Below are 1122 nucleotides of genomic sequence, written 5' to 3' on the forward strand. Positions count from 1 at the left end.
GCGCTCCGCGGCGCGCGCGATCGCCTGCGCGTGCGCGGGTGCGCCGGGGCGTCCTGCGAGGTCGCGCAGGAGCGCCGCCATCGGGGCGCCCTCGTCCGCGAGCAGGTGGACGTGCCGCTCCGGTGCGGCGAGCCGGACCGCGTGGTCGAGCACGTCGAGCGCGCGCGCCCCGTCGCCGAGCGCGCGCAGGACCAGCGCGCGCAGACCCAGCGCCTCGAGCACGCTCGCGCCGCGTCCGCCGGCCCCCGCAGCGTCGAGCACCCGCCCGAGCAGCCGGTCGGCGGGCCGGAGCGCACCCGGGTCGCCCCCGGCCCGGCGCTCGGCCAGGAGCACCCGCACGAGCGCCAGGTGCTCGGCCTCGCGCCGGGGGTGCGCGTCGTCCTCGACGCCGACCCCGCTCGCGCGCACCCAACGGCGGGCCTCGACGAGCCGGCCGGCGCGCGCCTGCACGGACGCCCGCAGCGCGGCCAGCGGCCGCCTCTCCGGGAAGTAGTCCGCGACGTAGCTGCGCTCGGCCTCGTCGAGCAGCCGGAGCGCACCGTCCGCGTCCCCGGCCGCGACGTGGAGCAGGGCGGCGACCGTGCGCTCCCGGTGCCGGTTCTGCGGCAGGCCCGCCCCGTCGCCGAGCGCTCGCGCGGCCTCCAGCTCCCGCCCGGCGCCGACGAGGTCGTCCCGTTCGCGCAGCACGTCCGCCAGGCCGACGTGCATGTCGGCGGCACCGCGGAGGCCCGCCGCCCGTTCGAGGGCCCGGGCGTAGCCGTGCGCCGCCTCCGCGAGCCGGCCCCGCAGCGTCCGGATGTCGCCGAGCGCGAGCACCGCCCCGAGCGCGTCCGCGTCGTGCCCCGCGCGCGTGAGCGCGTCGAGCGCGTCCGACCAGCGGCGCTCGGCCTCCGGCAGGTCGCCCCCGCTCCACGCCGCGAGCCCGAGCAGCCCCGCGGCGGCACCACGGCCGAGCTGCTCGTCCGGTCCGAACAGCTCCAGCGCGCGGCGGGCGTGCCGGACCACGGCGGCGTCGTCACCCGCCGCGCGGGCGACCGCGTTCTACGGCCCGAAGATCTCCGTCCAGGCCAAGGACGCGATCGGCCGCACCTGGCAGATGTCGACGATCCAGCTCGACTTCAA

At 80.0% G+C, this 1122-nt stretch carries 1 pseudogene; it reads right to left on the reverse strand.

The features are described 5' to 3' along the window. Nucleotides 1-1005 (reverse strand): annotated as a pseudogene (locus FA014_RS19530) (helix-turn-helix transcriptional regulator); the annotation flags it as partial. Nucleotides 1006-1122 lie beyond the last annotated feature (117 nt).

It is taken from the genome of Cellulomonas hominis, from assembly GCF_005239125.1.
In the GTDB taxonomy this organism is placed as follows: domain Bacteria; phylum Actinomycetota; class Actinomycetes; order Actinomycetales; family Cellulomonadaceae; genus Cellulomonas; species Cellulomonas hominis_A.